This is a genomic window from Paraburkholderia sp. RL17-383-BIF-A (genome assembly GCF_046028015.1).
GTDB lineage: Bacteria > Pseudomonadota > Gammaproteobacteria > Burkholderiales > Burkholderiaceae > Paraburkholderia.
Genome location: NZ_JARESR010000006.1, coordinates 114,090 through 139,903, shown reverse-complemented (window position 1 = coordinate 139,903; position 25,814 = coordinate 114,090). Strand labels below are relative to the sequence as shown.

Annotated in this window: 24 protein-coding genes and 1 pseudogene; 11 read left to right on the top strand and 14 right to left on the bottom strand. The window is 62.4% G+C overall.

From position 1 onward, the window contains the following. Window positions 1–6: 6 nt before the first annotated feature. On the bottom strand, window positions 7–522 hold the full coding sequence (locus P0D71_RS09525; RefSeq protein ID WP_091799504.1) for an Lrp/AsnC family transcriptional regulator: 516 nt from the start codon (window positions 520–522) through the stop codon (window positions 7–9). A 130-nt stretch (window positions 523–652) separates the two neighbouring features. On the opposite strand from P0D71_RS09525, the gene kynB reads away from it, so the two are divergent. The 4 genes from kynB to P0D71_RS09505 all read left to right on the top strand — a co-directional run bounded on the left by kynB (window position 653) and on the right by P0D71_RS09505 (window position 4,879). After that, window positions 653–1,291, top strand: coding sequence for an arylformamidase (gene kynB / locus P0D71_RS09520; protein ID WP_408479800.1), 639 nt, complete (start codon window positions 653–655; stop codon window positions 1,289–1,291). 29 nt (window positions 1,292–1,320) lie between these two features. Continuing rightward, window positions 1,321–2,571, top strand: coding sequence for a kynureninase (gene kynU, locus P0D71_RS09515; RefSeq protein ID WP_408188001.1), 1,251 nt, complete (start codon window positions 1,321–1,323; stop codon window positions 2,569–2,571). Window positions 2,572–2,581: 10 nt separating this feature from the next. Further along, on the top strand, window positions 2,582–3,523 hold the full coding sequence (gene kynA, locus P0D71_RS09510; RefSeq protein WP_408479799.1) for a tryptophan 2,3-dioxygenase: 942 nt from the start codon (window positions 2,582–2,584) through the stop codon (window positions 3,521–3,523). A 903-nt stretch (window positions 3,524–4,426) separates the two neighbouring features. Then, on the top strand, window positions 4,427–4,879 hold the full coding sequence (locus P0D71_RS09505) for a hypothetical protein (protein ID WP_408479798.1): 453 nt from the start codon (window positions 4,427–4,429) through the stop codon (window positions 4,877–4,879). Between the two features lie 410 nt (window positions 4,880–5,289). Here P0D71_RS09505 and P0D71_RS09500 read toward each other — a convergent pair. Continuing rightward, window positions 5,290–6,186, bottom strand: a pseudogene (locus P0D71_RS09500) (AraC family transcriptional regulator); the annotation flags it as partial. Between the two features lie 459 nt (window positions 6,187–6,645). On the opposite strand from P0D71_RS09500, the gene dalD reads away from it, so the two are divergent. The 3 genes from dalD (at window position 6,646) to P0D71_RS09485 (ending at window position 10,728) form a co-directional block, all read left to right on the top strand. Continuing rightward, complete coding sequence (gene dalD / locus P0D71_RS09495) at window positions 6,646–8,058, top strand: D-arabinitol 4-dehydrogenase (RefSeq protein ID WP_408186526.1); 1,413 nt, start codon at window positions 6,646–6,648, stop codon at window positions 8,056–8,058. 150 nt (window positions 8,059–8,208) lie between these two features. Continuing rightward, on the top strand, window positions 8,209–9,690 hold the full coding sequence (gene xylB / locus P0D71_RS09490; protein WP_408479797.1) for a xylulokinase: 1,482 nt from the start codon (window positions 8,209–8,211) through the stop codon (window positions 9,688–9,690). A gap of 90 nt (window positions 9,691–9,780) precedes the next feature. Further along, window positions 9,781–10,728, top strand: coding sequence for a sugar-binding transcriptional regulator (locus tag P0D71_RS09485; protein WP_091799490.1), 948 nt, complete (start codon window positions 9,781–9,783; stop codon window positions 10,726–10,728). Window positions 10,729–10,780: 52 nt separating this feature from the next. On the opposite strand, the gene P0D71_RS09480 is transcribed toward P0D71_RS09485, so the two are convergent. The 10 genes from P0D71_RS09480 to P0D71_RS09435 all read right to left on the bottom strand — a co-directional run bounded on the left by P0D71_RS09480 (window position 10,781) and on the right by P0D71_RS09435 (window position 20,188). Further along, window positions 10,781–11,077 carry a DUF1330 domain-containing protein gene (locus P0D71_RS09480; RefSeq protein WP_011489704.1) on the bottom strand — a complete coding sequence of 99 codons (297 nt, stop codon included), beginning with the start codon at window positions 11,075–11,077 and terminating at the stop codon, window positions 10,781–10,783. Between the two features lie 57 nt (window positions 11,078–11,134). Beyond that, window positions 11,135–11,269, bottom strand: coding sequence for a hypothetical protein (locus tag P0D71_RS09475; RefSeq protein WP_408479875.1), 135 nt, complete (start codon window positions 11,267–11,269; stop codon window positions 11,135–11,137). A 24-nt stretch (window positions 11,270–11,293) separates the two neighbouring features. Continuing rightward, on the bottom strand, window positions 11,294–11,878 hold the full coding sequence (locus tag P0D71_RS09470) for a hypothetical protein (RefSeq protein ID WP_408479796.1): 585 nt from the start codon (window positions 11,876–11,878) through the stop codon (window positions 11,294–11,296). 144 nt (window positions 11,879–12,022) lie between these two features. Continuing rightward, a complete protein-coding gene (locus P0D71_RS09465) occupies window positions 12,023–13,822 on the bottom strand; it encodes a cholesterol oxidase substrate-binding domain-containing protein (protein ID WP_408479795.1) in 1,800 nt (599 codons plus the stop codon). Window positions 13,823–14,099: 277 nt separating this feature from the next. After that, window positions 14,100–15,209: an ABC transporter ATP-binding protein gene (locus P0D71_RS09460; protein ID WP_091799482.1), complete on the bottom strand. Its 1,110-nt coding sequence runs from the start codon at window positions 15,207–15,209 to the stop codon at window positions 14,100–14,102. Window positions 15,210–15,328: 119 nt separating this feature from the next. Beyond that, a complete protein-coding gene (locus P0D71_RS09455) occupies window positions 15,329–16,042 on the bottom strand; it encodes an HAD family hydrolase (protein WP_408479794.1) in 714 nt (237 codons plus the stop codon). Then, window positions 16,039–16,872, bottom strand: coding sequence for a carbohydrate ABC transporter permease (locus P0D71_RS09450; RefSeq protein ID WP_286162061.1), 834 nt, complete (start codon window positions 16,870–16,872; stop codon window positions 16,039–16,041). Before P0D71_RS09450 ends, P0D71_RS09455 begins: the two co-directional genes overlap by 4 nt. Before the next feature lie 38 nt (window positions 16,873–16,910). Continuing rightward, entirely contained in the window at window positions 16,911–17,846 is a 936-nt protein-coding gene (locus tag P0D71_RS09445) for a carbohydrate ABC transporter permease (protein WP_408296016.1), read from the bottom strand. A gap of 164 nt (window positions 17,847–18,010) precedes the next feature. Continuing rightward, window positions 18,011–19,333: an ABC transporter substrate-binding protein gene (locus P0D71_RS09440; protein ID WP_091799469.1), complete on the bottom strand. Its 1,323-nt coding sequence runs from the start codon at window positions 19,331–19,333 to the stop codon at window positions 18,011–18,013. A gap of 72 nt (window positions 19,334–19,405) precedes the next feature. Beyond that, window positions 19,406–20,188 (bottom strand): L-iditol 2-dehydrogenase, encoded by a 783-nt coding sequence (locus P0D71_RS09435; RefSeq protein WP_408479793.1) that lies wholly within the window; start codon window positions 20,186–20,188, stop codon window positions 19,406–19,408. A gap of 322 nt (window positions 20,189–20,510) precedes the next feature. On the opposite strand from P0D71_RS09435, the gene P0D71_RS09430 reads away from it, so the two are divergent. The 4 genes from P0D71_RS09430 to P0D71_RS09415 all read left to right on the top strand — a co-directional run bounded on the left by P0D71_RS09430 (window position 20,511) and on the right by P0D71_RS09415 (window position 23,750). Continuing rightward, complete coding sequence (locus tag P0D71_RS09430; protein ID WP_408186533.1) at window positions 20,511–20,990, top strand: Fur family transcriptional regulator; 480 nt, start codon at window positions 20,511–20,513, stop codon at window positions 20,988–20,990. 84 nt (window positions 20,991–21,074) lie between these two features. Then, a complete protein-coding gene (locus P0D71_RS09425; RefSeq protein ID WP_408479792.1) occupies window positions 21,075–22,031 on the top strand; it encodes a metal ABC transporter solute-binding protein in 957 nt (318 codons plus the stop codon). Beyond that, window positions 22,028–22,975 (top strand): ABC transporter ATP-binding protein, encoded by a 948-nt coding sequence (locus P0D71_RS09420; RefSeq protein WP_091799457.1) that lies wholly within the window; start codon window positions 22,028–22,030, stop codon window positions 22,973–22,975. Before P0D71_RS09425 ends, P0D71_RS09420 begins: the two co-directional genes overlap by 4 nt. Further along, entirely contained in the window at window positions 22,968–23,750 is a 783-nt protein-coding gene (locus tag P0D71_RS09415) for a metal ABC transporter permease (protein WP_408479791.1), read from the top strand. The genes P0D71_RS09420 and P0D71_RS09415 overlap by 8 nt, the downstream gene beginning before the upstream one ends. Before the next feature lie 63 nt (window positions 23,751–23,813). On the opposite strand, the gene fghA is transcribed toward P0D71_RS09415, so the two are convergent. Both fghA and P0D71_RS09405 read right to left on the bottom strand, forming a co-directional pair. Then, complete coding sequence (gene fghA, locus P0D71_RS09410) at window positions 23,814–24,665, bottom strand: S-formylglutathione hydrolase (RefSeq protein ID WP_408479790.1); 852 nt, start codon at window positions 24,663–24,665, stop codon at window positions 23,814–23,816. A gap of 24 nt (window positions 24,666–24,689) precedes the next feature. Continuing rightward, entirely contained in the window at window positions 24,690–25,796 is a 1,107-nt protein-coding gene (locus P0D71_RS09405; protein ID WP_020069206.1) for an S-(hydroxymethyl)glutathione dehydrogenase/class III alcohol dehydrogenase, read from the bottom strand. Window positions 25,797–25,814: the final 18 nt, after the last annotated feature.

Genomic DNA, 25,814 nt, shown 5'->3' with positions numbered 1-25,814 from the left:
TCGCGCTCAGCGATCGTTATGCGTGGCGCCGTGCCCGCTGCTTTTCTTCACTAACGAGACGGGCACGCCCGAATCTTCCTTGAGAGTCTGCAGCACGATATTCGAACGAATATCCATCACGCCCGGCGCCTTGTAGAGCCGCTGCAGCACGAAATCCGAATAATGCTTGAGGTTGTGCGCGAGAACTCGCAGCAGATAGTGCGTCTCGCCGGTCACCACGAACGCGCCGACCACTTCCGGCCAGTCGCGCACCGCTTCCGCAAACCGCTCGTGCCAGTTCTCCTGGTCGTTGCGCATGGACACCTGCACGAACGCTTCCAGTTCAAAACCCAGCACTTCGCGGTTCAGACACGCGCGGTAATGTTCGATGACGCCCTGCTCTTCGAGCAGCCGCAGGCGTCGCAGGCACGCTGACGGCGAGAGCGAGATGCGCTCCGCGAGGTCGAGATTGCTGATCCGTCCTTCTTGCTGAAGCACCGTCAAGATACGGCAATCGGTGGCGTCGAGCGAGATCGCGTTCATATTCGGTCTCCCTTTCCCATTTATATCAAATTATGTTCCAAGACACGGCGTAGAAGGAGATTTTTTCGCAATCACATTTCGCGGCAAGCCACCTATCATTCCCTGATAGACACAAACCGCCGATGCGACTATGCCAACACTCTGGGACATCACCCCCGCCGTCGATACCGCCACGCCCGTGTGGCCGGGCGATACGCCGGTGGGTATCGAGCGCGTGTGGCGCATGGAGGCGGGCTCGCCCGTCAACGTCGCGCGGCTGACGCTGTCGCCGCACACGGGCGCGCACACCGACGCCCCGCTGCACTACGACGCCGAAGGCGCCGCGATCGGCGAAGTCCCGCTCGACGCGTACCTCGGCCGATGCCGCGTGATTCATTGCATCGGCGCCGCGCCTGTTGTGACGCCACAACACCTGAATGGCTCGCTCGACGACCTGCCGCCGCGAGTCTTACTGCGCACTTACAGAAACGCGCCGACTACGGCCTGGGACAGCGCGTTCTGTGCAGTCGCGCCGGACACGATCGACCTGCTGGCTTCGCGCGGCGTAAAGCTGATCGGCATCGACACGCCGTCGCTCGACCCGCAGGAGTCGAAGACGATGGACGCTCACCACCGGATATGCGCGCATCGCATGGCGATTCTCGAAGGCATCGTGCTCGACGACGTCGCCCCCGGCGACTACGAACTGATCGCGCTGCCGCTCAAGCTGACCACGCTCGACGCAAGCCCGGTGCGCGCAATATTGCGCGCGCTGCCCGAGTCTCACTGACTACCTCTGATCTGACTGACGGAATCACCATGAACCACCGTGAAGAAGCATTGGCGCTCGATAGTGCCGACCCGCTGGCGGCGTTGCGCGATCAATTCGCGCTGTCGTCGACGACCATCTATCTCGACGGCAACTCCCTCGGCGTGCCGCCGGCCGCCGCCGCGCAGCGCGCGCAGACCGTGATCGCCGCCGAATGGGGCGAAGGCCTGATTCGCAGCTGGAACACCGCGGGCTGGTTCGCGCTGCCGCGCCGCCTCGGCAACAAGCTCGCGCCGCTGATCGGCGCGGCCGAAGACGAAGTAGTCGTCACCGATACGATTTCGATCAACCTGTTCAAGCTGCTGTCCGCCGCGGTGCGGGTGGCGAATGCGCGAGATCCGAAGCGTCGCGTGATCGTTTCCGAGCGCTCGAATTTCCCGACCGACCTCTACATTGCGCAGGGGCTGATCGAACAGCTCGACCGAGGCTACGAATTGCGTCTGGTCGACGATCCTTCCGAATTGCCTGCCGCGATCGGCGACGACACCGCGATTGCGATGATCACGCACGTGAACTACCGCACCGGCTACATGCACGACATGGCCGCACTCACCCAACTGATCCACGACAAAGGCGCGCTCGCGCTGTGGGACCTCGCGCATTCAGCGGGTGCGGTGCCGGTCGATCTGAACGGCGTTGGCGCGGATTACGCGGTCGGCTGCACGTACAAGTATCTGAACGGTGGCCCCGGTTCGCCCGCGTTCGTCTGGGTGCCCAAGCGCCATCAAAACGAATTTTCGCAACCGCTGTCCGGCTGGTGGGGACATCGCGCGCCGTTCAAGATGGATCCGGCGTATCAGCCCGACGAGGGCATCGGCCGCTTTTTGTGCGGCACGCAGCCGATGGTGTCGATGTCGCTCGTCGAATGCGGACTCGACGTGTTCCTGCAGACCGACATGCAGACGATCCGCCAGAAGTCGCTGGCGTTGACCGATCTGTTCATCGAACTCGTTGAAACGCGTTGCGGCGAGTTTCCGCTGAAGCTCGTGACCCCACGCGAGCATGCGCAGCGCGGCTCGCATGCGAGCTTCGAACATCCGCATGGTTATGAGGTGATGCAGGCGTTGATTGCACGCGGGGTGATCGGCGATTATCGCGAACCGCATGTGCTGCGGTTTGGTTTTACGCCGCTGTATACGCGCTTTGTCGACGTGTGGGACGCCGTGGAAACCTTGCGCGATGTCCTGACGCAAGAGACCTGGCGTGCGCCTGAATTTGCCGCACGCGGCGCTGTGACCTGAGGAGCGCGCGATGACCGATCACATGCAAACACCGGGGTTGCCGGAAGAGAAACCGGCACAGGGATGTCCGTTCGGGCATGGGAGTGTGGCTTCACATTCGGCCGCCCCGGCCGTTTCCGCCGCTAAGTCGGGCGATGGCTGGCACGACGCGCAGCTCGATTTTTCGGAGTCGATGAGTTACGGCGATTATCTGTCGCTCGGGACGGTGCTCGATGCGCAGCATCCGCTGTCGCCGGATCATAACGAGATGCTGTTCATCATTCAGCATCAGACGAGCGAGTTGTGGATGAAGCTCGCGTTGTATGAGTTGCGGGCGGCGCTGCAGGCCGTGCGTCGCGATGAGTTGCCGCCGGCGTTCAAGATGCTCGCGCGTGTGTCGCGGATCATGGAGCAGCTCGTGCAGGCATGGAGTGTTCTCGCGACGATGACGCCGTCCGAGTACACGGCGATGCGGCCTTATTTGGGGAGTTCTTCCGGGTTTCAGTCGTATCAGTATCGGCAGATCGAGTTTTTACTCGGCAATAAGAATGAGCTGATGCTGAAGCCGCATGCGCATCGGGCTGATGTGCTGGCTGAGGTGACAGCTTCGCTGGAGGCGCCTTCTTTTTATGATGAAGTGGTGCGGTTGCTGGCGCGGCGTGGGTTTGCGATTTCGCCTTCCCGGCTTGAGAGGGACTGGACACAGCCTACTGCGCATGATGCTTCTGTTGAAGCGGCCTGGCTGGAGGTTTATCGGAATCCTTCGCAGTATTGGGAACTGTATGAGATGGCTGAAGAGCTCGTCGATCTGGAGGATGCGTTTCGGCAGTGGCGGTTCAGGCATGTCACTACCGTTGAGCGGATTATTGGGTTTAAGCAGGGCACCGGTGGGACTAGTGGGGCTACTTATCTGCGCAAGATGTTAGATGTGGTTTTGTTTCCTGAGCTTTGGCATGTTAGGACTATGCTGTAGTTAGGGCATTTGCCTCGGCGGCTGGTCTTTTTTTGGGGTGTGCTCTTTGGGGGTTGGCCTTTCCTTGATTTGTTTGTGGTCTATTCGCGTTGCCCCTGTGCGGGGCGGCACCTACTTTCTTTGCCGCGGCAAAGAAAGTAGGCAAAGAAAGCCGCTTTGAACCGCCAGCCCTTAAGCGGGTCCCCCGCACAGCCACGGTAGTGGTCCATCTGGAATCCGTGTTCTCGCACATTCGACGCATGTGACAAGGCCGTCATTCTTCCCGCCTCGCACTGCGCGCTCGCCGGAAGGGTCTGTTCAAAACCAAGGGTTCTATCGGTGCGCGGTGGGAGCCCTCGGCTTCGCCTCGGCGGTGCCACGCAACGGCATCGTTTTACACGTGTCACCCGCACTCGAATCGCTCGGTTTGAGCCTCAAAAAGCTCAAGGGTCGTGACGCTGATAGCAGCGCTGGAATGATCGCGCGCGAGAGGATGATCGTCACACGCCCCAAACAGCCGGCTCGCTATTTGATAATCAACGCGTTTCTGCCCTGACACTTCTCGCGCGCTGTAGTCTTTTATTCGCGCACTCCTCCAGGAAATTTCAGAAATCGACGTGGTGTGCGCTTTTTAGCTTGTTCAGGTGATCACGTGCGAAGCGATGTGATTAAACTCATTCTTGTCGTGTGCTTCACGACAGCAGGTATAGCAGCCTGTTATGCGTAGTATCCCGTGCGTTTGTGCAAGCAAATGTGCGGCTGCCTTTGCACGCCTTTCTTCGATGGGCGGGCCATGGTGGGGGAGCCTCGCGGCTCGCCGGTTTCTGGTACTACGCACCGGTCTGCTAAACCCATCAATGTGCCCGCTCACCACCGCGCAAGCGACTGTCGGGCGATCCAGTCAAGTTTCAGGGAGATCGCGCCATGAGTAAATCAGCCAAGCATTCACGAACCACATCGCGCCCACCTGTTGACGCACTTCAATACGAGAAACTCGCGCTGTCCGCATTCGGACTGATTGAAAGGCAACTGAGTCAACTGGACAAGTTAGTCACGCTTTTGGCTTCGATAGTTAGGAGTCCGGCTGTGACGAGAGAGGAGAGGCAGCAACAGCGAAAGTTGCTGGAGTTACTGCTCGACACTGGCGAGGATTACCAGCGCGAGGTTGAGATTGACCGTGAACTGTACCAGGTGATCGCGCTGGACGCGAAGGGAATCCCTCAAAGCCGGATTACGGCACGTCATGCAGCAGACCTGTTGATGAAGGCGACACGAAGGGCGTCAGAAGGCCGCGAACGTATTGGCGCAACGAAGCTGATGGAGAACGGGCGAATACGATTCAAAACGCTCGCGTGTCGAAGTGCAGCGGCACATTGAGAGCGACCCACTACTCGCAGACCGGAAGGCATTAACGGCCTTTTCGCCGAGGCGAAGCCGACGGCCCCCACCTCTCCCCGACAATCGCGCAGGTTTTGAGCCACCCGTTCCGGCGAGCGCGGAGCGCGAGGCGGGAAGTATGACGCCCTTGTCACTGCCGCCGAATGTGCGAGAACACAGATTCCAGATGCACCACTACCGTGGCTGCGCGAGGGACCCGCTTATGGGCTGGCGGTTCAAAGCGGCTTTCTTTGCCTACTTTCTTTGCCGCGGCAAAGAAAGTAGGTGCCGCCCCGCACAGGGGCAACGCTAATAGACCACAAACAAATCAAGGAAAGGCCAAAACCCTAAAACCAGAAACCAGCAGTCATCCCCTTGCGCATGCCCCCCCCACCTCAAACAACCATCGACCGCCCCACCCCTCCTTCGGAACCATCACGACTAGCCCCATTCAACTGCTGATAACGCCGAAACTTTGAAGGCGCCATCCCCTTCACCGCCAGAAACTGCCGGTTGAAATTCGACAAGTTATTAAACCCCGCCTTGAAACAAATATCAGTAACGCTCAACTCATCTTCGGTGAGCAACTGACAAGCCAGATTGATCCGCATCCGATTCACATACTGCACAAACGGCAAGCCAGTATGCCGCCGAAAATACCGCGAAAACGCGCTGACACTTTGCCCCGCGAGCTGCGCGAGATCCGACTCCCGCAACTCACTAGCGAGATTCCCCCCGATATAAGTGAGGACATGATTGATCCGGGTCGAAGCAAACCCCCCAGGATCGGCCTGATAAGCAGGACTCGCCAGCATCTCACGATCTTCAGCGTTCACCAGAATGTCGAGCATCGACATGAACAGCACGAGCCGACGCAACCCACGCGCCGCCAGCAACTCAAGAAACAGCGGCTGGATCGCCGCGCTCGTCTGCGCACCGAACGACACGCCACGCCGTGAATCCGCGAGCAGTGCCTCGACCTGACGCCACTCCGGAAAACTCTCAACGCAGCTCGACACGAACTCCTGCCCGAACTGCACGACCAGATTGCGCTGCGCAATGCTTTCCCCTTGCGGCACTTCACTCACCCAGTTGTGCGGCAAGTTCGGTCCGATCAGCACCAGATTGCCAGGCGTGAAGCTGCTGATGTGATCGCCGACGAACATCTTGCCGGTCGTCGCCACGATCAGATGAATCTCGTATTCGGGATGAAAGTGCCAACGCACGGTGCGATACGGATAACCGTGCGACCACACTTTGAACGATTCGTCGCGGCGCACGGCCACGAGTTCGAGATCGGGTTGCACTGTCTGCCTCCATGAAGCGGCCTGCCAACGGCGCCGCCGGTCTTTGTCTTATATAGCGAACCGTAACCCTCTAACGCGCTCTTCACCACTAAAAATGAAACCGCGGATCGATACTTTTTTGCATTCGGGTTAGTCCTGGCGCATCGCCTGTCAAATTTGATGCAACGCAATACATGCGGCAACGCACTTCCACCACACAACGGCGTCCCGCGAGCCACGTCGAAAAGCCCCGCTGCGCCGCGCTGCGCCACAAAAAAGCCTGTGGCTCCGCCTTGACTTTCGTTTCAGCCGGTACGATCATTCGCTCACACACAGAGCAAATGCTCCATACCGAGACAACGCCAGGCCTTCCAGGTTTCTTCGCTACCCGGGGCGCGGACGCGATGCGTCTGGTTGGAGGCACTCACGAAAAAAACGCACGCTTCGAATCGTGCGAGCAAGGACATTCAGGAGACGCACATGAACAGCGGGCAAGGCAGCGGCGCTGCCGCACACGTGATCCTGCACATCGGCGCGGGATCGTTTCATCGCGCGCATCAGGCGTGGTATCTGCATCGGTTGAACGAGGCCAAGGTGCCCGGCGAGCCGCACTGGTCGCTGACGGTCGGCAACATCCGCAGCGATATGAATGCGGTGCTCGAAGCGCTCGCCGCGCAAAACGGCGTCTACACACTCGAGACCGTCACGCCCCAAGGTGAGCGCGCGTACGAAACCATTCGCTCGATCGAGCGCGTCGTGCCGTGGACCGAAAGCCTCGACGCGCTGATCGAAGCGGGCGCCGACCCGGCCTGCAAGATCATCGCGTTCACCGTCACCGAAGGCGGCTATTACCTCGACGAAGATGACGAACTCGACACCGCCAACGCCGATCTCGCCGCCGACCTCGAGGGCGGCCACACCACCATTTACGGCGCGCTCGCAGCGATTCTCGACGCGCGCATGAAACGCGGCGCGGGCCCCGTCACGCTGCAGACCTGCGACAACCTGCGCAGCAACGGCGAACGCTTCCACGCGGGCATGAGCGAGTTTCTCGAACGACGCGGCGCGGAGGAACTCGCGCAATGGTTCGACGACAACACGGCCTGTCCGAGTTCGATGGTCGATCGCATCACGCCGCGTCCCACGCCGGATGTGCGCGAACGCGTCAAGGCCGCCACCGGCGTCGACGACGCCTGCCCGGTAATGGGCGAAGCGTTCATTCAGTGGGTGATCGAGGACCGGTTTATCGCGGGCCGCCCGGCATGGGAAAAGGTCGGCGCGGAACTGGTCGACTCGGTGATGCCGTACGAAGAAGCGAAGATCCGCATTCTCAATGCGCCGCACAGCTGCATCGCATGGGCGGGTACGCTGGTCGGGCTGAACTACATTCACGAAGGCACGCTCGACGCGGACATCAATCGATTCGCCTTCGACTACGTCACGGAAGACGTGATTCCGTGTCTCACACCGAGTCCGCTCGATCTCGAACGGTATCGCGATGTGGTGCTGGAGCGCTTCAGCAATCCGTATATCCAGGACACGAACCAGCGCGTGGCGGCGGACGGCTTTTCGAAGTTGCCAGGCTTTATCGCGCCGACGTTGACGGAATGCTTCGAGCGCGGCGCCACACCGGCGGCGACGGCGATGCTGCCCGCGCTGTTCTTCCGCTTTCTCGAACGCTGGAACGCCGGCAAGCTGCCGTATACGTATCAGGATGGCGTGATGGACGAGCGCGTGGCGCGCGGCTTTTTCGCGGCGCCCGATCCGTTGAAAGCGTTCGCCGCCGACCGGCTGCTATGGGGCAGCATGGCGCAGACGCCGGAACTGGAGTCGGCGCTGGAGGGCGCACTGGCGCGTGTCGATGTATGGCTGGCCAAACGCGGCGCGATTTGAGCGCCGACCGCGCCAGCCTCATCCATTGAGCTCAACAAGCGCCGCGCGTCGCGCGGCATCGAAACACGCGCTGCCAGGCTTAATGCGCATGGCACCGCGCGCCATGTGCGGCTAAAGTAGCGCATCTCTAACGACGAAGGTTCCGCGCCCATGTATCTCGGCATCGACCTCGGCACGTCCGAAGTGAAAGTTCTGCTGCTCGCCTCCAACGGACGCGTGATCGGCACCGCAGGCTCGCCGTTTACCGTTTCACGCCCTCATCAGCGCTGGGCCGAGCAGAATCCCGAAGACTGGTGGGCGGGCACGCGCAGCGCGCTCGCCGCCCTGCGCGCCAAACATCCCGACGAGTTCGCGCAGATTCGCGGCATCGGCCTGTCCGGTCAGATGCACGGCGCCGTGCTGCTGGACGCGCAGGACCGCGTGTTGCGGCCCGCGATCCTATGGAACGACATGCGCAGCGACAAGGAATGCGCGGAATTGACCGAACGCGCGCCGGAGTTGCACAGCGTGGCCGGCAATCTCGCCATGCCCGGCTTCACCGCACCGAAGCTGCTGTGGGTCGCGCGCCATGAGCCGGACATTTTTGCGCGGACCGCCTGCGTGCTGCTGCCGAAGGATTACTTGCGCCTGCAATTGACCGGCGGCAAGGTGTCCGATCCATCGGACGCGGCCGGCACGCTGTGGCTCGACGTCGCCAAACGCGACTGGTCCGATTCGCTGCTCGCGGCCTGCAACATGTCACGCGCGCAGATGCCGAGCCTGTGCGAAGGCAGCGAGCCGTCCGGCACGCTGCTGCCCGAGGTGGCGCGCGAATTCGGCCTGAGCGACGGCGTGATCGTCGCGGCCGGCGGTGGCGACAACGCCACCAGCGCGATCGGCATCGGCGCGACGCAACCCGGCGACGGCTTCGTTTCGCTCGGCACGTCGGGCGTGTTGTGCGTGGTCGGCGACAGCTTCCGGCCGAATCCGGCTTCGGCGGTGCATGCGTTCTGTCACGCGATTCCGGATCGCTGGCATCAGATGAGCGTGGTGCTGTCCGCCGCGAGCTGCCTGCGCTGGGTCTGCAAGCTCACCTCCACCGACGAGCCGACCCTGCTTGCCGAAATCGAGGCGCTCCCGGCCGACGCGTTGAACACCGCGCCGCTCTTTTTGCCCTATCTGTCCGGCGAACGCACGCCGCACAACGACCCGTATGCGCAAGGCGTGTTCTTCGGCATGAATCACGCAACTGATCGCGCGCTGCTCGGCTACGCGGTACTCGAAGGCGTCACGCTCGCGCTCACCGACGGCCTCGACGCGCTGCGCGCGGCCGGCACCGAAGCGAAGGCGCTATCCCTGCTCGGCGGCGGCGCCCGCAGCGACTACTGGGCGCAATTGCTGGCCGACTCGCTCGATACGGCGACGCGCAAGCACGGCGGCGGCGAAACCGGCGCGGCGCTCGGCGCGGCACGTCTCGGCTGGCTGGCGGCCGGCGGCGATCCGGCCACGGTGCTGACCAAGCCGCCGATCGAAAAGGAGTTCACACCGAACCCGCGCCGCCACGCCGAATTGCGCGCGCGACTCGAAGCGTATCGCGCACTCTATCGCCATGTGCGGCCGCTGTTCGACCCCGCGCGGCAACCGCTTGCCTGACCGGCAATCCGCCACCGGTTTGCGCGCCAGGTGCAATTAAAGCGCGCAGACCGGCTGCTATCATCGGCGCACTTCAAGCGAACCGTCACCGTGCCCAAGTCCACAGAAAAATTAGATCTTGCTACCCGCGCCGCGTGGCTCTACTACGTCGCCGGCAATACCCAGAACGAGATCGCCGAAAAACTCCAGGTGTCGCGTCCGGTCGCGCAGCGGCTGGTCGCCTTCGCGGTGGAAAAGAATCTGATTCGCGTGCGCGTCGATCATCAACTGGCCGATTGCCTCGCGCTCGCCGATCAACTGTCGAAGCGCTACGGTCTGAGCATGTGCGAAGTGGTGCCGGTCGACAGCGATACGTCGGAGGAAGTCGACCGCAAGCTGGCGGTGGCCGGCGCGCAGGTGATGGAGCGCTATCTCGGCGAGGAAAAGCCGATGGTGGTCGCGGTGAGCAGCGGCCGGACGCTGAAGGCCGCGGTCGATCAGATCGCGCAACTGGACCGTCCGCAACACCGGCTGGTATCCATGGTCGGGGCGATCGCCCAGGACGGCTCCTCGAACCGCTACGACGTCGCGCTGCACATTTCGGAGAAGACCGGCGGCAAGCATTTTCTGCTGCCCGCGCCGCTGCTCGCCGATAGCGAAGCGGAGCGCGCGCAGTGGTGCAATCACCGGCTGTACCGGATCGTCGAATCGCTGTCGGCGCAGGCCGACGTGGCGTTCGTCGGCATCGGCAATATCGGGCCGAATTGTCCGTTGCACGAAGACGGCTTCATTACGTCGGCGGAAGTGAAGGAATTGATGCAGAACGGCGCGGTGGCCGAAATGCTCGGACTGCCGATCGATTCGGCCGGCGCGCACGTCGAATCGCCGATCGGCCGGCGCGTGACGAGCATCGCACTGGATTCGCCGCCACGGCGTCCCACCATCGGCTTCGCCGGCGGCGAGCGCAAGCGCGAGGCGCTGATTGCGGTGCTCAAAGGCGGCTGGCTCTCCGGACTGGTCACCGACGAGTCGTGCGCGCGAGCCGCGCTCGAAGCCTGAGCGGAAGTTCGCACACCGTCGGACGCAGCGCTGAAAGCGGTCCACGTTCGTCTTACATGACCGGCAAGCCTTCGGTGATGATGATGCGATAGTCGGCGCCTTGCAGGCGCGTGTCGCTGACGGCCTGATACTCCGGGCTGTGATACCAGGCGAGCGCTTCATCGTAGCTGGTGAATTCGAGGATCAGAATGTCTTCGATCGCCGGACCTTCCACCACTTCCCTGCGCCCATGGCTCGCCAGCATCATCACCGGATGCTGCTCGAAGGTTGCAGGCGCAACCTGTTTGTACTCTTCCAGTTTGGCGGGATCGAGCGTTTTCTCGCGCGTAATGACGACATAGGCGGGCATGAGCGTTCCAGAGCGTGATTGAAAAGGAAAGCGGCGCGCCCGCCGCTTTCCCAATCGTCACGCGGCTAGCACTTCAACGATCTTACGCTGGAATGCTTTGCCTGCGCTGTCGAACAAATGGCAATGCTCGGGCGTCGTGCCGGGATTTTGCCGCTCGCCGGTTCGCCGCGAAACAACAACATCATCGGACATGACCGACTGCGCATGCCGAAGGGATCAGGCCCGCGCCGGGGACGTGCCGCCGGGCACCCACTCGTGCTCGAAGTGGTAGTTCGGCGAGCCGGTACCGCCTAGCGCCCGACCCATATCGGCCACCGCCTTGGAAACGGCATAACCTGCCAGATCGGGCAAGACGTGGCAAATCCGCCCGCAGGGGCCGGCCAGGTTGAACAGCTGGCCGACCGAGGAAATGAGCGGCGTATTCAGAAAGTCGTTGCTCCTGGACACGCAGTCGATCATCGCTGAGCCGATCAAACTGTTCACGCTCTTCATGTTCGAGTCCGCAGATTGGTCAGGCTTGCCGCATCTGGAAGGATAGGAAGACGTCGACATCCCGTTCCGGCTGGTGACCATCGAGCTTGCGCTCATGGCATCTGAGTCGCGTACCCGTTCGCGAGTGGCGCTGGAGCCAGCGCAGTGGCGTTCCGTATTGCCGAAGGTGGCGTTAAACCCCGACCTCCGCTGCTCACGCTCGTGACCACCGCACGTGGACGGGGCAGAGGGCACGTCCGAAGCATTCGAATTGCTGAATCGCGCACTGGAAAAATACGTGTCGATTTTCGTCGACGTGAGTCGTTGCATGCTGATTTCCTCTGTTGATTTTGCGTGCCAGATAACCCGTCTGGCCGGGTATTGGTCAGCGGCTCGCGACGAGTCGCCGTTCAATGCTGGAGCCGGTTGAAAGCGGGTCCGCTGCCGATCGCTCGGACGCGCTCGCCGCCTGCGTTAAGGGAGCAGACAGTCACGCAGCGTGGAAGAAAAGATGCGGTGCGGATCGTGGCGGTCAAGCGTATTGCGCGCCGTGTTCCAGCTGGCCCCTGACGGCTGCCCCTCGGAATACAGATTCGGAATCGTGCTGCCAATCATCACGCTGTCCTGCCACGCGGCGGCATTCGTATAGGCCCAGCCTTTCGACCATTCGGGGCGCACGGTCGCATATGAGCCTGCGTAGTTCGACATCATCCACTGCTCGATTTCCCGATAGAAACTGTTCGCCGCCGGCGTGCCGGGCATCGTCAAAATGTCGAAGTAGACGGCGATGTTCCACTCCGGATGGTCTGGGCGCGGCTTGAGTGCGGCAAGCGACGGTGTGGCGGCACCCGGCCCGACATCGGCCGGTTGGTCGAGCCCGGTCACGCGGATTTCGACAGGGCCATTCATTGGGTATTCGCCGCGTTGCCTGTAGGCCTCGACCCGGTTCTGGTAGAACTGCACGAACTCGTAGATGACGCGTTGCACGTCAGCACGCCGGGCAAGCACGGCGTAGCCGTTTGCGGTCACGCGCAGCGTCGAAGGACGGACGTATTGCAGAACGTTGCGCGACCAGCCCCAGATGTCGCCACTGAACGTGACGCCCAGCCCCGCCACGACGATACCCATCTGCAGTTGCCCAAAAGCCGGCGTCAGGTGGCGTTCCCCCCCGATCACGATGCGTTTGATCAGCTCCGCCAGCGGCTGCGGGATGGAATCGGAAAATGAATAGTTATAGGGCTTCGTTACCTCCCGCGAGAAGAGCGGCTTGCGGGATTGCACCGTCCACACCTTGAGCCACGGGCAACTCGTGAACGGAAACCAGATCGCCTCCATCCGGCCTGTGCGGTCGAGGAACGATTCGATCGTACGTCCCCCGGACTTCGCCGGGGCGAACAGTTCGGATGCCGGAATATCCACGAAACTCTGGCAGCGCAGCCGCTGGTTGACGCCCGCTTCGAGCGTCGCCTCGACGATCAACGCGCGGCCGAGATGAACGAGGAACGCACCGATGTCCGGATCGGTTCGCTTGAACGTGCGCAGCGCATACTGCTGTTTCTGGGCATCGAACACGACCGCCGTCAGCGACAGGATCAGATTGCTCAACGAGCCGTAGGTATGCCCCTTCAAAGCGGTTTCGCCGGAAGCGGGTATGGCTGTTCCGTGCGCACCGATCGCAAGAGCGCCGCCTAGCGTAATGTCACCTGGAGCTGGCGAGGCCGTCACGCCCAGACCGAATTTTTCCAGCGTGGCGAGTAACGCCTCCATCGAAATGCCGGTTTGCGCGGTGACGCGTGCGGGCTGAGATGACGTGTCCACGGTTACTGCGTTGAGCGACCTCGTCGTGTCGAGCAGGACGACTTGTGACGCCCCGCTGGTCCGGTCGATCGTCAGCGGGGACCAGTTGTGCATATAGCCGCGCGGCCTGATGCGATATCCGTTCGCGCGCGCCCAATTGACAATCGTGACGACAGCAGCGGGCGTGTCGGGCGACGCTGTCCAGACGTCCGCTATCGCGATTTCACCGCTCCAATTCTGGAATGCCTGTTTATACAGCGGAATACCGGTGGGAAAATTGGCCGGAACAGGCGCGGCGCCTTGCGCGTGCGCGGCGATCTGATAAACCGGCGTCCATCCGGTCACGACTCCAGCCACCGAGAGCCGGGCGACATCGGCAATGAATTTACGTCGTGGCGGTGGTGTAAGAACATCTTGAAGAGAGTGGGTCACGTTCGCTCGAATGCCTGTTGATGGGAAGAAGATTTCAGTCCCCATGCTATTTTCTTTAGGCGTTCGCGAGGCGATGACTATTCATGACATGACCGTGACGATCACGATAAACGCGGTTGACCGGATGCGGCGAGCTGTTGCGGTGAGCAGATGGGATAGGCGGGACGTTAGCGCTTGCGCGTCGCTCGATTGATCAGGATGGATCTATCGAGCAACGCAGCCACGCATTACTGATGAAAAAAATGCCGCGCTCGAAGGGCGCGGCATAGAGTCGTTGCAGCGTTCGGAAGTCAGGGCCGCAAGAAGGCGGCCCTTGGAGAACTTACGCGGCCAGCACTTCGACGATCTTTCGCTGAAATGCTTTCCCAGCGCTGTCGAACAAATGGCAATGCTCCGGCGTCGCGCCGAGTTTTTGCGTCTCGCCCTTGGTATGCCGCTCGAGCGGCGGAATCCGCGCGATCAGCCCGTCAGGCGCAACGCTCGACTCTGCATACAGATACGCCGCGTCGCCGAGCGATTCGACCGCCATGGTGCGGGCCGAAACGCCGTCCTCGGCCATGCCGACATGCAGATGCTCGGGGCGAATGCCGACCGTCACTTTGTCGCCCTGCTTCACCGCGGCGGGCTCCACTGCGACGCGCTGTGTCTCGCCGGTTTCATAGCGCACCGTGACGCCGTCGTGCGTGACCGACTGCACCACCCCTTCCATGAAATTCATCTTCGGCGAACCGATGAATCCCGCTACAAAACGGTTGGCCGGCGCGTGATACAGCATGGTCGGGCTGCCGACCTGCTCCAGATTGCCCGCCGACAGCACGACGATCTTGTCCGCAAGCGTCATGGCTTCGACCTGATCGTGCGTCACGTAGATCATCGTGGTCTTCAGTTCGTCATGCAGACGCGCGAATTCGAGGCGCATCTTCACGCGCAACGCGGCGTCGAGATTCGACAGCGGTTCGTCGAACAGGAACACTTTCGGCTTGCGCGTGATCGCGCGGCCGATCGCCACGCGCTGACGCTGTCCGCCGGACAACTGCTTCGGCTTGCGGTCGAGCAGATGGTCGATGTGCAGGATCTTCGCCGCGTTGCGCACGGCCGCGTCGATTTCCGGCTTCTTGGTGCCGGCGAGTTTCAGGCCGAACGCCATGTTGTCGTACAGCGTCATGTGCGGATACAGCGCGTACGACTGGAACACCATCGCAATGCCGCGCTTGGCGGGTGCGACGTCGTTCACGCGCATGCCGTCGATGGTCAGATCGCCGCCGCTGATATCTTCGAGGCCGGCGATCATCCGCATTAGCGTTGATTTACCGCAACCGCTCGGGCCCACGAACACGACGAACTCGCCGTCGGCGATATCGAGGTTGATGTCGCGCATCACTTCGTTGTCGTCGTACGCCTTCCGGATGTTGCGCAGAGTTACGCTTGCCATGATGTGTCTCCGTGTAATGCTATGTGTTGCTTGTCCGTTGCTTCGGTTGCCTGAATTTCCCCAGGCTGCCGCGTTGATTCGTATCCTGGTGCCTCGCTTTCCCGTGCCACGTATGCCGTTTACGGCGCGGCGGCCGTCACGCTCAGCGTCCATTGCGCGACCAGTTCCGGCAGCTGCTGCATGTCGTCGAATACGTGACGCGCGCCCGCCGCATGGAGCTTGTCGATCTGCGCATCGCTCGCATGACCGCCGCCTATGAAACCGAGCACCGTCATACCCGCCGCGCTCGCCGCCGTCACGCCCGTGACGCTGTCCTCCACCACGAGGCACCACGAGGGCGCGAGGCCGAGCCCCCTCGCCGCCGCCAGATAAACATCGGGCGCGGGCTTCGGATTCGGCACCGTATCGGCGCAGAACAGGCGGTCGCCGAAAAACCTCACGAGGCCCGTGCGCGCCAGCACCGATTCCACATACGGGCGGAAGCTGTTGCTCGCGCAACCTTTGGTGAGCGGCACCTGAGCCAATGCGGCCTCGATGCCGTCGACTGTCGGTGCCTGCATCGCCGCCGCTTCCACCGCGCGGCGGATCGCATCGATATCCTCGAGCGTGAGGCTTCTGCCGAGCTGCGCGGCGGTGCCTTGCAGCACTTTCTCGATGCGTAGTCCGAGCAACGGCAGCACCACCGGTTCGACATCAGTGCCGGGCCACAGTGTTTCGAGTTCGCGCACCAGCATGCGCGCCGCCACGGCTTCGCTGTCGATCAACACGCCGTCGCAATCGCAGATCAGCGCGAAATTGCCGACCGCCGTGCTTCCACTCGTGCCTGACGTCATTTGACCGCCCCGAACGTGAGGCCGCGCACCAGTTGCTTCTGCGACAGCCAGCCGACAATCAGAATCGGCGCGACCGCCAGCAGCGAAGCGGCGGACAGCTTGGCCCAGAACAAGCCCTCGGGACTCGAATACGAGGCGATGAACACAGTCAGCGGCGCGGCGTTCGAACTCGACAGGTTGATGCTCCAGAACGCTTCGTTCCACGACAGGATCACGAGCAGCAGCGCAGTGGAAGCCAGTCCCGGCAGCGACATGGGCATCAGCAGATAGACGATTTCCTGCCACGTCGCGGCGCCGTCGATCCGCCCGGCTTCGAGAATGTCGCGCGGAATTTCGGCGAAGTACGTGAACGACATCCACACCGCGATCGGCAGGTTGATGAGCGTGTAGACGATCACGAGGCCGGATACCGTATCGAGCATGCCGCTGTTTTTCCACAGCAGATAGATCGGCACCAGCACGCCGACCGACGGCATCATCTTGGTCGAGAGCATCCACAGCAGCACTTTCTGTGTGCGGCGGGTCGGGAAAAACGCCATCGCATACGCGGCCGGCACGGCGAGTATCAGGCACAGAATCGTCACGCCCGCCGAGATCAGCACCGAATTCAACGCGAACGAAAAATAATTGCTGCGCGCGAACACCTCGCGGAAGCTATCGAGCGTCGGGATGAAAAACAGCGATGACGAATAGGCCTGCTGCTCCGTCTTGAACGCGGTGATCGTCATCCAGAAGATCGGAAAGAACAGCAGCAACGCGACGAGCCAAGCGATCACGCCGGGGATGCCGCGGCGAATCGCGGCGAACGGCGACTTGGCCGGCACGGTCATGGGTGTCGTGCTCGACACCGGGGTAGAGGCAACCTGGCTCATTTTTCGTACTCCCCTTTCAGGTTCTTCGCGAGCATCCGCACAAGGAAGAACGACACGATATTGGCCAGCACGACAGCGAGAATGCCGCCCGCCGAGGCGAGACCGACGTCGAACTGTTGCAGGCCCAGCGAATAGATCAGGTACGACAGGTTGGTGGTCGCGGTGCCCGGACCGCCGCCCGTGGTCGTATAGATTTCGGCGAAGATCGACAGCAGGAAAATGGTTTCCATCATCACCACCACCGCAATCGCCCTTTTCAGGTGTGGCAGCGTGATATAGAAGAACATCGAGAACGGACCCGCTCCGTCGATCCGCGCCGCTTCCTTCTGCTCCTGATCGAGCGACTGGATCGCCGTGAACAGAATCAGGAACGCAAACGGCAGCCACTGCCACGCCACGATCATGATCACCGCTGTCAGCGGATATTCGGCGAACCAGTCGATCGGCTGCATGCCCATGGCGCGCATGCCCTGCGCGATCAGGCCATACACCGGATGCAGGATCATGTTCTTCCAGATCAGCGCGCTCACGGTCGGCATCACGAAGAACGGCGCGATGGCGAGCAGCCGCGCGATCCCTTGCCCGTAAAACTTGCGGTCGAACAGAATCGCCATCAGCACGCCGCCGACCACCGTGATCACGAGGACCGAGATGATCAGTTCGAGCGTGTGTCCGATCGAAGGTCCGAACGACGGATCGCTGGCAAGATACTTATAGTTGTCGAAACCCGCGAAGCCTTTGAGGTCCGGGTTCAACAGGTTGTAGCGCGAGAACGAAAACCAGATCGTCATCGCGAGTGGAATCGCCATCCACAGCACCAGCACGGCAACCGAAGGCGAGACTAGCCAGCGGGCGGAGTTGGCTTTGCGAGTTTCGCGTTCTTTTTCTGTCTGGGGTTGGGCATGCATGAGAGGTAGGCGCAAAGGACGCATGATTGACCACCTGTTCGGTAATGCGCGGGCCGCCGCCTGAAGCCGCATGAAAACCGCAGCGACACCCTGCGATGTCGCGGCGCCCGCGCGGCGGAAACGGCCCGCTGTGCTGCGTGGGCCGGCTGACGGGCGTCAGCCGGCGCGTGCCACGTAACGCTCGTGGCTTACTTCTGGTAGCCGGCCTGCTTCACGGCGCGATCCGCCGTGGCGTTGCCCGCTGCCAGCGCCTGGTCGACCGTCATCTGACCGGCAATCGCGCCGGAGATGCTCTGACCGACCACGGTGCCGAACGACTGGAACTCAGGAATCCCGACGAACTGCACACCGGTGTACGGCACCGGCTTGAGGGTCGGATGCTCCGGATCCGCCGTTTCGATCGCCTTCAGCACGAAGTCGCCGAACGGTGCTGCCTGCTTGTACTCGGGGCGAGCGTAGGTGGATTGACGCGTTCCCGGCGGCACCGAGGCCCAGCCTTCGTCCTTCGCAACCAGTTCGATGTACTCCTTCGACGTGGCCCACGTGATGAACTTCTTCGCCGCGTCAGCCTGCTTCGACGACTTCGGAATCGCCAGCGCCCAGGCCCACAGCCAGTGCGAGCCCTTTGGCGTGACCGCGATCGGCGCCGCGGCGAACCCGACCTTGTCGGCGATCTGCGACTGCTGCTTGTTATAGAGCATGCCGGCAGCGACCGTCGCGTCGATCCACATTGCACACTTGCCGGACGACATCAGCGTGAGGTTCTCGTTGAAGCCGTTCGAGCTCGCTCCCGGAGGGCCGTCTTTCTTCAGCAGATCGACATAGAACGTGATCGCCTTCTTCCATTCCGGCGAGGTGAGCTGCGCGTTCCACTTCTCGTCGAACCAGCGGCCGCCGAACGTGTTCACCACCGTCGTGCCGTAGGCCATGTTCTCGCCCCAGCCCGCCTTGCCGCGCAGACAGATGCCGTACATGCCATTGGCCTTGTCGGTGAGCTTGTCGGCGAATTGCGCGATCTGGTCGTAGGTGGGCTGATCGGGCATCTTCAGGCCCTTGGCCGCGAACAGGTCCTTGCGGTAATACGTCATCGAGCTTTCGACGTAGAACGGCAGCGCATACAACTGGCCGCCGCTCGAGAGGCCGTCGCGGGCCGTCTTCACGACGTCGTTCAGATCGTAATCGGCGGGCAGATTGGTGAGCGGCGTGAGCCAGCCGCGCTTGCCCCATTGCGGCGTTTCGTACGCGCCGATCGTCATCACGTCGAACTGGCCGCTGCCGGTCGTGATGTCGGTGGTGGCGCGCTGACGCAGCACGTTTTCTTCGAGAATCACCCAGTTCAGCTTGATGTCCGGATTCGCCTTTTCGAATGCGGGCGAGAGCTTCTTCAGCTCGATCATGTCCGGATTGTTCAGCGTGGCGATCGTCACCGTGGCCGCCGACGCGCTCAATGCAAAGCATGCAACAGCGCCGGCACTGACCGCCTTTAGCGTGGATTTGAGAGCTGGCTTCATGTGTTGTCTCCTTTCTCGTACGTTATGTAGTACAGCGTTTGTTCTACGAAAATGACGATGAACGGCGCGGACTCAGCTCATCCAGTTGCCGCCGTCCACGTTCAGGGTTTGCGCGGTGATGTAGTCGGCATCCGCCGACGCGAGAAACAGGGCGGCGCCGGTCAGATCGTCCGGCACGCCCATGCGGCCGAGCGGCACCGCTTCGCCGACAAGGCGTTTCTTCTCGCCGAGCGGCCGGTTTTCATAGCGTGCGAAAAGTGCGTCGACTTCGTTCCACATCGGCGTATCGACGACGCCCGGCGCGATACCGTTCACATTGATCTTGTGCGGCGCGAGCGCCAATGCCGCCGACTGCGTGTAGCTGAGCACGGCCGCCTTGGTCGCGCAGTAGTGCGAGACGAGCGCCTCGCCACGCCGGCCGGCTTGTGACGACATATTGATGATCTTGCCGCCATGGCCCTGCTCGACCATCTTCTGCGCGACGGCTTGCATCAGGAAGAACATGCCCTTCACATTGACCGCGAAGAGTCGGTCGAACACGTCCCAGGATTCGTCGAGGATCGGGCGCATATCGAAGAGCGCCGCGTTGTTGAACAGAATGTCGACCTGGCCGAAGCGCTCCAGCGTGCTCGCCACGATGCGCTGGATATCCTCGCGGCGCGTGACGTCGGCGCTCACGCTCAGCACGCGTTCGCCGTAAGCGGCACGCAGCGCGTCGCCGAAACTGTCCGCCGGCTTCACGTCGACCAGCACGCAGCGCGCGCCTTCGTCCAGATATCGGCGGGCTACGGCTTCACCGATTCCGCTTGCCGCGCCCGTCAGAATGGCCACCTTGTCTTGCAATCGTGCCGCCACTGCTTGTCTCCGGTTCGTTTCGCTTCTTGAGGCGCGGTGAGCGAACGCTCGTTGCGCGAACAATTGCTCTGTTTGTGATCGAATGATCGGATACGCACCGGGTCATGTCAAGGCGCCCGAGCAGATTTCGATGGTGCAGCGCGGCAGGACATCAGGTGGCCTTCCCTGCTTCGAACCACACTAATACGAGAAATCGAAGACAGCCAATCTCCATTCCACTCAACCCGCTGACAAAAATTCGAGATACGTTATATCATTGCGACCTCGCTTCGCCTCGAAGCCTTCGCCGCTTGATCGCCTTTTCGTCAGGAGCTCCTCGCTGATGGCTACATCGATTGCAGAACGCCATGCCGTGCGGCTCGCGCATGCCGAAGCGCATGCCACGTTGCACGGTCTCGCGCTGACGCCGCTGCGTCGTCAGGTGTATGAGGCGATCGTCGCCAACGAGCGGCCGATCGGCGCTTACGAGTTGCTTGACGCGCTCGAACCCCAGCGCGGCCGTATGCCGCCCACGACCGTGTACCGCGCGCTGGACTTTCTGCTCGCGCATGGCTTCGTCCATCGGATCGAATCGAAGAATGCATTCGTGGCCTGCTGCGAAGTCGGCGTGCCGCATCGCAGCCAGTTCCTGATGTGCGACGGCTGCGGTGCGACCGTCGAGATTCCCGGCGACGATCTCGCCGAACAGTTGTCGCATAGCGCGCCGGCACATGGCTTCGAAGTGCATCGCCAGGTCGTCGAACTCAGCGGGCTGTGCGCACTGTGTGCCCGCGCGGTGCGGCCAGCGGGTGGTTCGGCATGAGACGGTGCGTCAAGCCGGCATAAACCAGGCACACCCTTCCCAACGTTTGTGGTTCTTTCAACTCTCACGCAGCAGGACAGAACAATGAAGAAATTCGGCTCGATGTTGAACGGGGCGCAGCGAGCGCTGAAGCTGTCGAAGTACCTCGCCGCGAGTGCCGCGGCGTTCGCGTTCGGCCACGCCGCAATGGCCGCGGATGCAAAAATTCCGGTGGTCGCCGCGGAAAATTTTTACGGCGACGTGGTGCAGCAACTGGGCGGAGATCGCGTCGACGTGACGAGCATTCTCAGCAATCCGGACCAGGATCCGCATCTGTTCGAAGCCAGCCCCAAGACGGCGCGCGCGTTGCAGCATGCAAGCCTTGTGGTCTACAACGGCGCCGACTACGATCCGTGGATGGCAAAATTGCTGGCGGCGTCGAAGGGCACGAAGCGCGTCACGATCGTCGCCGCCGATCTCACCGGCAAGAAGAGCGGCGATAATCCGCACCTCTGGTACGACCCGGCCACCATGCCGAAAGTGGCGCGCGCGGTGAGCGAAGCGCTCGTCGCGGCTGACCCGGCGCACAAGTCGGCGTACGATGCGAATCTCGCGAAGTTTCTCGATTCGCTGAAACCGGTCGACGCCAAGGTCGCCGAGCTGCACGGCCGCTACGCGGGCGTGCCGGTCACGGCGACCGAGCCGGTGTTCGGCTATATGTCCGACGCGGTGGGCCTGACCATGCGCAATCTGCGCTTCCAGCTCGCCACCATGAACGACACGGAAGCCAGCGCGGCGGATATCGCTGCGTTCGAAGGCGATCTGCGCGAAAAGCGCGTCCGTGTTCTGATCTATAACAGCCAGGCAACCGAGGCCCTGACCAAACGCATGTTGAAGCTCGCGCAGCAATCGAAGGTGCCGACCATGAGCGTCACCGAGACCGAACCGGCCGGCAAGACCTACCAGACGTGGATGCTCACGCAGCTCGACGCGCTGGGCACGGCGCTGGCCGCGGGCCATGCCAATGCGGCTGCGTCGGGCGCGAAAGGAAAAACCCAATGACTCAGACTGGCCGCAGCGCGCCAGCGCCTGCCCCCACCACCACACCCGTGCTCGAACTCGAGCACGTGACGCTCGAACTCGGCGACCGCACGATTCTGCGCGACACCGGCTTCGTGGTGAATCAGGGCGAATTCATCGGCGTGCTCGGGCCGAACGGCGCGGGCAAGACCACGCTGATGCGCGCCGTGCTCGGTCTCGTGCCCGCCGCCCACGGCGTGATCCGCGTGCTGGGTCAACCCGTCGAGCGCGGCCACGCGTCGATTGGCTATATGCCGCAGACGCGCAGTGCGCTCGCCGGACGCCGCGTGCGCGGCCGCGATTTCGTCGCGATGGCCGCCGACGGTCATCGCTGGGGCTTGCCGCATGCGGACGCCGCCACTCGCGCCGACGTCGAGCGTGTGCTGGATCTGGTCGGCGGCCGCAAGCTTGCCGAGCGGCCGCTGTCCGAGCTGTCGGGCGGCGAGCGTCAACGGCTGCTGCTCGCGCAATGTCTGCTCGGCAATCCGAAACTGCTGTTGCTCGACGAACCGCTGATCAGCCTCGACCCGCATCATCAGAAGAGCGTGGTCGAACTGGTGCGGCGCGTGCAGCAGGAACTCGGCATCGCCGTGCTGTTTTCGGCGCATGAACTGAATCCGCTGCTGAACTCGATCGATCGCGTGCTGTATCTCGGCAGCGGCGTGGCCGCGCTCGGCACCGTCGACGAAGTGATTACCCGGCCGGTGCTGTCGCGTCTCTATGGCTCGCCGATCGACGTGATGCGCGTGAATGGCCGCATCTTCGTGATGTCGGGCGATGTGGAAGTCGAGAAACACGATCACGAGCACGAACACGACGAAGACGGCGGCCACAGCCACTCGCACGCGCATTCACATTCGCATGGCCGCTCGCACGGCCACTCACACCAGCACGACTCAAGCGACGGACACACGCACGATGTTTGAATACGATTTCATGGTGAACGCATTCGCGGCGTCGGGGATCGTCGCGGTGCTGGCCGGCGTGGTCGGATATTTTCTCGTGCTGCGCGGGCAGACCTTCGCGGGCCACGCGCTCTCGCACGTCGGCTTCACCGGCGCGACCGGCGCGGTGCTGATCGGCATCTCGCCGATCTGGGGGATGATCGGCTTCACGCTCGCGGCGGGCGTCGGCATGGGCGCGCTCGGCGAGCGCCTCGCCGGACGCGATGTGGCGATCGGCGTGATCCTTTCGCTCTCGCTCGGCTTCGGCTTGCTGTTTCTGCACTTCTTCACCGCGTATGCGACCCAGGTCACCGCGCTGCTGTTCGGCAATGTGCTCGGCGTGAATGCGTCGACGCTCGTGGTGCTGGCGGCCCTAGGCGTGGTGAGTCTGATGGCGCTCGCGGCGATCATGCGGCCGCTGCTGTTCGCTTCGTTGCAGCCGGAACTGGCCGAGGCCAAGGGCGTGTCGTTGCGCCTCGTGTCCGTGCTGTTTCTCGCGATTGCCGCGCTCGCCGTGGCGGCATGTACGCAGATCGTCGGCGTGCTGTTGGTGTTCACGCTGATGGTCGGCCCGGCCGCCGGCGCGCAAAACATGACGACGCGCTTATCGGCCGGCCTCGTGCTCGCCGCTGTGTTTGCGCTGTTGCAGGCGTGGCTCGGCTTGACGCTCGCGTTCTACACCGATTGGCCCACGAGCTTCTGGATCACCGTGTTGTCGGCGCTGGTGTATGGCGGGAGTTTGTTGCGACGGCGTTGAGCGAGGACGAGGACGATGGCGGTGACGCACCGGCACACCGCCGCCATCGTCCTGCGAGAGACTTCAGCCGAGCAGCACCTTCGCGTGATGCGCGAGATGATCCTCGATGAACGTCGAGATGAAGTAGTAGCCGTGGTCATACCCCGCGTGACGGCGCAATGTCAGCGGCTGACCGGCTGCCTGGCAAGCGGCTTCGAACACGTCCGGATTCAGCTGCTCCGCGAGGAACTGATCCGCGAGGCCCTGATCGACCAGAATCCCCGCCGAAAACTTGCGTGACGCCTGCGCCACAAGCTCGCTCGCGTCGTACTGTTTCCACGCTTCGCGGTCGTCGCCCAGATAGCCGCTGAACGCTTTCTCGCCCCACGGGCAGCGCGTCGGCGCGGCGATCGGCGCGAACGCCGACACCGATCGATAGATCTCAGGGTTGCGCAACGCGAGCATCAGCGCGCCGTGACCACCCATCGAATGCCCGAAGATGCCGAGGCGCGCGCCGTCCACCGGCAGATTCGCGAGCACCGTTTCGCGCAGCTCGTCGCGCACGTACGAGTACATGCGATAGTGCTGCGCCCACGGCTGCTGCGTGGCGTCGACGTAAAAGCCCGCGCCCACGCCGAAGTCCCACGCCGCGCTTTCGCCCGGCACGCCCGCGCCGCGCGGACTGGTGTCCGGCGCGATGAGCGCAATGCCGTGCTGCGCCGCGAAGCGCTGCGCGCCGGCTTTGACCGCAAAGGTCTCTTCCGTGCACGTGAGTCCCGCGAGGTAGAACAGCGCGGGCACGTTCGCGTTGGCTCGCAAAGCCTGCGGCGGCAGATAGATGGAGAAGCGCATCGGCAGGCCGATGGTCTGCGAGTCGTGTTTATAAATGCGCTGCTCACCGCCATGACAGGCGTGCGACGACAGAAGTTCAAGCATGCCGATGCTCCTCGTTACGCCGCGTTAGTACAGCACGACCGAGCGGATCGACTCGCCCTTCTTCATCAGATCGAAGCCCTCGTTGATGCGTTCGAGCGGCAGACGGTGCGTGATCAGATCGTCGATATTGATCTTGCCTTCCATGTACCAGTCGACGATCTTCGGCACGTCCGTGCGGCCACGTGCGCCGCCGAACGCCGAGCCCTTCCACTCGCGGCCCGTCACCAGCTGGAACGGACGCGTGCTGATCTCCTCGCCCGCCGCCGCGACGCCGATGATGAACGACTGGCCCCAGCCCTTGTGCGTGCACTCCAACGCCTGGCGCATCACCTTGGTGTTGCCGATGCATTCGAACGAATAGTCCGCGCCGCCATCGGTGAGTTGCACGATGTGATCGACCACGTTCTCGACTTCGTTCGGGTTGATGAAGTGCGTCATGCCGAACTTCTTCGCCAGTTCCACACGGCCCGGATTGATGTCGACGCCGATGATCTTGTCCGCACCGACCATCTTCGCGCCCTGGATCACGTTCAACCCGATGCCGCCGAGGCCGAACACCACCACGTTCGCACCCGCCTCGACCTTCGCCGAATACACGACCGCGCCGACACCCGTCGTCACACCGCAGCCGATGTAGCAGATCTTGTCGAACGGTGCGTCTTCACGCACCTTCGCGACCGCGATTTCCGGCACGACGATGTAATTCGAAAACGTGGACGTGCCCATGTAGTGAAACAAAGGCTTGCCGTCGAGAGAAAAACGCGAGGTGGCATCCGGCATCAAGCCCTTGCCTTGCGTCGAACGGATGGCCTGACAGAGGTTGGTCTTGCGCGACAGACAGAACTTGCATTGCCGGCACTCCGGCGTGTAAAGCGGAATGACGTGGTCGCCCTTTTTCAAGGTGCCGACGCCCGGACCCGTGTCGACGATCACGCCCGCGCCTTCATGGCCGAGAATCGCCGGGAAGATGCCTTCCGGATCCGCGCCGGAGAGGGTGTAGTAATCGGTATGGCAGATGCCCGTGGCCTTCACTTCGATCAGGACTTCACCGGCGCGCGGACCTTCCAGATCGACTTCCTCGATCGTCAACGGCGCGCCAGCTTTCCATGCGATTGCTGCTTTGGTCTTCATCGTGAATGCTCCTGTGAG

Bases quoted from the DNA above. Each gene is read 5' to 3' on its own strand.
- P0D71_RS09455 (WP_408479794.1), bottom strand. From the start codon at position 16,042: ATGACGTCAGGCACGAGTGGAAGCACGGCGGTCGGCAATTTCGCGCTG.
- P0D71_RS09525 (WP_091799504.1), bottom strand. From the start codon at position 522: ATGAACGCGATCTCGCTCGACGCCACCGATTGCCGTATCTTGACGGTG.
- P0D71_RS09475 (WP_408479875.1), bottom strand. From the start codon at position 11,269: ATGTCCGATGATGTTGTTGTTTCGCGGCGAACCGGCGAGCGGCAAAAT.
- kynU (WP_408188001.1), top strand. From the start codon at position 1,321: ATGAACCACCGTGAAGAAGCATTGGCGCTCGATAGTGCCGACCCGCTG.
- P0D71_RS09445 (WP_408296016.1), bottom strand. From the start codon at position 17,846: ATGCGTCCTTTGCGCCTACCTCTCATGCATGCCCAACCCCAGACAGAA.
- P0D71_RS09460 (WP_091799482.1), bottom strand. From the start codon at position 15,209: ATGGCAAGCGTAACTCTGCGCAACATCCGGAAGGCGTACGACGACAAC.
- kynA (WP_408479799.1), top strand. From the start codon at position 2,582: ATGACCGATCACATGCAAACACCGGGGTTGCCGGAAGAGAAACCGGCA.
- P0D71_RS09440 (WP_091799469.1), bottom strand. From the start codon at position 19,333: ATGAAGCCAGCTCTCAAATCCACGCTAAAGGCGGTCAGTGCCGGCGCT.
- P0D71_RS09505 (WP_408479798.1), top strand. From the start codon at position 4,427: ATGAGTAAATCAGCCAAGCATTCACGAACCACATCGCGCCCACCTGTT.
- dalD (WP_408186526.1), top strand. From the start codon at position 6,646: ATGAACAGCGGGCAAGGCAGCGGCGCTGCCGCACACGTGATCCTGCAC.
- kynB (WP_408479800.1), top strand. From the start codon at position 653: ATGCCAACACTCTGGGACATCACCCCCGCCGTCGATACCGCCACGCCC.
- xylB (WP_408479797.1), top strand. From the start codon at position 8,209: ATGTATCTCGGCATCGACCTCGGCACGTCCGAAGTGAAAGTTCTGCTG.
- P0D71_RS09470 (WP_408479796.1), bottom strand. From the start codon at position 11,878: ATGCAACGACTCACGTCGACGAAAATCGACACGTATTTTTCCAGTGCG.
- P0D71_RS09465 (WP_408479795.1), bottom strand. From the start codon at position 13,822: ATGGGGACTGAAATCTTCTTCCCATCAACAGGCATTCGAGCGAACGTG.
- fghA (WP_408479790.1), bottom strand. From the start codon at position 24,665: ATGCTTGAACTTCTGTCGTCGCACGCCTGTCATGGCGGTGAGCAGCGC.
- P0D71_RS09480 (WP_011489704.1), bottom strand. From the start codon at position 11,077: ATGCCCGCCTATGTCGTCATTACGCGCGAGAAAACGCTCGATCCCGCC.
- P0D71_RS09425 (WP_408479792.1), top strand. From the start codon at position 21,075: ATGAAGAAATTCGGCTCGATGTTGAACGGGGCGCAGCGAGCGCTGAAG.
- P0D71_RS09430 (WP_408186533.1), top strand. From the start codon at position 20,511: ATGGCTACATCGATTGCAGAACGCCATGCCGTGCGGCTCGCGCATGCC.
- P0D71_RS09405 (WP_020069206.1), bottom strand. From the start codon at position 25,796: ATGAAGACCAAAGCAGCAATCGCATGGAAAGCTGGCGCGCCGTTGACG.
- P0D71_RS09415 (WP_408479791.1), top strand. From the start codon at position 22,968: ATGTTTGAATACGATTTCATGGTGAACGCATTCGCGGCGTCGGGGATC.
- P0D71_RS09450 (WP_286162061.1), bottom strand. From the start codon at position 16,872: ATGACCGTGCCGGCCAAGTCGCCGTTCGCCGCGATTCGCCGCGGCATC.
- P0D71_RS09420 (WP_091799457.1), top strand. From the start codon at position 22,028: ATGACTCAGACTGGCCGCAGCGCGCCAGCGCCTGCCCCCACCACCACA.